The organism is Mesorhizobium sp. M7D.F.Ca.US.004.03.1.1 (assembly GCF_003998635.1).
Classification (GTDB): domain Bacteria; phylum Pseudomonadota; class Alphaproteobacteria; order Rhizobiales; family Rhizobiaceae; genus Mesorhizobium; species Mesorhizobium loti.
Genome location: NZ_RZQG01000808.1, coordinates 1 through 2,721, shown reverse-complemented (window position 1 = coordinate 2,721; position 2,721 = coordinate 1). Strand labels below are relative to the sequence as shown.

Here is a 2,721-nt window from a genome sequence, read left to right as displayed (position 1 = left end):
GGCCGAAATCGGCCTGGTCGAGCGTGGCGCGCGAATATTGGCGCACGATGTCGCCCAGAAATCCCCAGGCCGCGTAATAGGCGAAGAAGGGCAGCAGCGCGATGGTGATCATCCGCACCAGCCGCGAGCCGCGCCGGTCCGCCGCGGCGCCCTGCTCCTTGCCGGCGGCTTGCGCCTCGGCGATTGCGGCGCTGTCCGCGCTGCGCTGCGCAGCCAGCACATGCGGCAGGCCGGGGCGCAGCACATGGAACATCGCCACCGTCACCACCAGCTGCGCCAGCGCCACCAGCGTCAGCATCGCCAGCCCGGCGAAGTGATTGGCAAGCGCCACCCTCGCCGCCAGCTGCATGAGGAGATCGCCGACCAGCACGCCGGCCAGCACCAGCGCTGCGAGCTGCGGCCAGAACTGCCGCAGCAGCGAAAAACTCAAGGTGATCGGTCTGATGATATCGGCAAACATGAGGTTCTCTCACGATGCCACCCGCCAAAACCTTTCTAGCAAAGCATGATTGTTTTGCAAGGAATGGGGCTCCCCTTCTACCCTTGTGGGAGAAAGGAGAACCGTCCCCTCACCGCCTTACCCGCGACTTCAGCCACCGGTCGAACGCCACCGCCAGGATCAGGATCAGCCCGATGACGATGCTTTGCGTGTAGGACGAGACGTTGTTGAACTGCAGCCCGTTCTGCAGCACGCCGATGAGGGCCGCGCCGACCACCGTGCCGCCGACCGAGCCGATGCCGCCGAACAGCGAGGTGCCGCCGATGACGACGGCCGAAATGACAGTCAGCTCGTAGCCGATGCCGGCCACCGCTTCCGAGGAGTTGAGCCTGGCCGATAGCACGAAGGCGGCAAGCCCGGCGAAGAAGCCGACGATGACATAGACCGAGACCAGGATGCGGTCGACGCGCAGGCCAGACAGCCTTGCCGCTTCCGCATTGCCGCCGACGGCATAGACCGCGCGGCCATAGCGCGTGTAGCGCAGCACGATGTGGCACAGGATGGCGGCCGCCGCGAAGATGAGCGCCGGCACCGGTACCGGGCCGATCAGCCCGGTGCCGAACCAGCGCATCGAGGCGTCAAAGCCCGAGATCGGGCCGCCATTGGAGATGGTCAGCGTCAGCCCGCGAAACACCGTCAGCCCGCCCAGCGTGACGACGAAGGGCGGCACTTTGAGCCGGGTGATGACAAGCCCCTGCACGCCGCCGGCCGCAGCGCCGACCACGACGGCGGCGAGCAGTGCTGCGAACCAGCCATAACCTTGCGTTCCGCTCGTCGACAGCGACAGCGTGTTGGCGGTACCGCCCTTGGCGACCACGGCGGCGACCATGCCGCAGAAGGCGAGCAGCGAGCCGACCGACAGGTCGATGCCGGCGGTGAGGATGACGAAGGTCATGCCGAGCGCGATCAGCCCGGTGATCGAGATCTGCCTTGTGATGTTGAACAGGTTGATCGGGTCCATGAAGCTCGGCTTCAGCACCGTGAAGACGACGATCAGCGCCACCAGGAACAGCAGCGGCCCGAAGCTCATCAACAGCCGCGCGAAATTGATGCCGCCGCGCTGGTCCTCCGCCACGCTCATGGTGTCTCCTTGCGGTCGAGTGCCATCAGTTCCATCAGTCTTTCCTCGTTTGCCTCGACGCCCGGCATCTGGCCGGTGATGCGTCCCCGGCGCATGGTGACGATGCGGTCCGACACCGCCAGCACCTCGGGCAGTTCGGACGAGATCATCATCACCGCAATGCCGCGCGCCGCAAGCTGCACCAGGATCTGGTGCACCTCGGTCTTGGCGCCGACATCGACGCCACGCGTCGGCTCGTCGACGATCAGCACCTTAGGATCGCGCGCCAGCCAGCGTGCCAGGATCACCTTCTGCTGGTTGCCGCCCGACAGGCCCTCGATCGCCTGCTCAGCCGAGGCCATGCGGATCGACAGCATCTTGCGAAAACCGGCGAGTGCATCGCGCTCGCGCCGTTCGGCCATGAAGCCGAAACCGTTGCTGAAGCTGCCCAGCGATGCGACGGAAAAATTCGGCAGGATGCCGAGTGCCGCAAAGATCGCCTGATGCTTGCGGTCCTCCGGCACCAGGCCGATGCCGAGCGCGATGGCATCGGCGGGCGAGGCCGGCGCGATTTGCTTGCCGTCGAGCGTGATGGTGCCGGCCGCGATGCGGTCGGCGCCGAAGATGGCACGCGCCAGCTCCGTGCGGCCCGAGCCGACAAGACCGGCAACGCCGAGGATTTCGCCGGCCTTGAGGTCGATGTCGACGCCGTCGAGCACGATGGCGTGCGGCGCCTCGGGGTCGCGCACGGTGCGCAACCCGCGCACCGACAGCACGACATCGCCGGCAACCGCGCGCTGCGCCGGCCGCGCATAGAGTTCGGACGCGGCACGGCCGACCATCTTCTCGATGATTTTCGGCAGTGCGATCGGCCCGCCTTCGCGGTTAAGATGCCCGGCCAGCCTGCCGTCACGCAGCACCGTCATGCGGTCGCAGATCGCGGAGGCCTCTTCCAGCCGGTGGGTGACGAACATGATGGCGACCTTGTCCTTGCGCAGCCGGTCCATGATCGACAGCAAGCGCTGCACCTCGGTCTCGGTCAGCGCCGAGGTCGGCTCGTCCATGATGATCAGCCGGCTTTTCAGCGACAGCGCCCGGGCAATCTCGACCAGCTGCTGTTCGGCCACCGACAGCGCCGACACCGGCGTCATCGGATCGATGG

At 66.7% G+C, this 2,721-nt stretch carries 2 protein-coding genes and 1 pseudogene; all 3 read right to left on the bottom strand.

The window, feature by feature from the left end; all coding sequences use genetic code 11:
* Nucleotides 1–460: pseudogene (locus tag EN935_RS30175) on the bottom strand (hypothetical protein); the annotation flags it as partial.
* Between the two features lie 109 nt (nt 461–569).
* Nucleotides 570–1,580, bottom strand: coding sequence for an ABC transporter permease (locus EN935_RS30170; RefSeq protein ID WP_109660437.1), 1,011 nt, complete (start codon nt 1,578–1,580; stop codon nt 570–572).
* Nucleotides 1,577–2,721: sugar ABC transporter ATP-binding protein (locus EN935_RS30165; RefSeq protein WP_164771457.1), on the bottom strand; the 1,145-nt coding region annotated here is incomplete at its 5' end. The genes EN935_RS30165 and EN935_RS30170, both read right to left, overlap by 4 nt.